Genomic DNA, 243 nt, shown 5'->3' with positions numbered 1-243 from the left:
TGCCTCAGGCAACTACAACTGGATGACCGATTCTGGCAGTAATTATGATTTTAAGAATCGGTATATACAGCGTGATATCGCCTCGCTGCGTTCTCAACTCATTCTTGGTGAGTCTTATACAACGGGCGAAACCTTTGATTCTGTCAGTATCCGCGGCATTCGTTTATACAGCGACAGCCGCATGTTGCCTCCGACATTAGCGAGTTTTGCGCCTATCATTCATGGCGTTGCTAATACCAACGC

At 46.9% G+C, this 243-nt stretch carries 1 protein-coding gene; it reads left to right on the top strand.

The window, feature by feature from the left end:
* Positions 1 to 243, top strand: a 243-nt coding sequence (locus GYB81_RS23730) for a fimbria/pilus outer membrane usher protein (protein WP_161897993.1), incomplete at both ends; no start/stop codon positions are given.

This window comes from Pseudomonas yangonensis (assembly GCF_009932725.1).
Lineage (GTDB): Bacteria > Pseudomonadota > Gammaproteobacteria > Pseudomonadales > Pseudomonadaceae > Aquipseudomonas > Aquipseudomonas yangonensis.
Note: the sequence above shows the minus strand (reverse complement) of the source record. Positions and strands in the feature narration are given on the sequence as shown.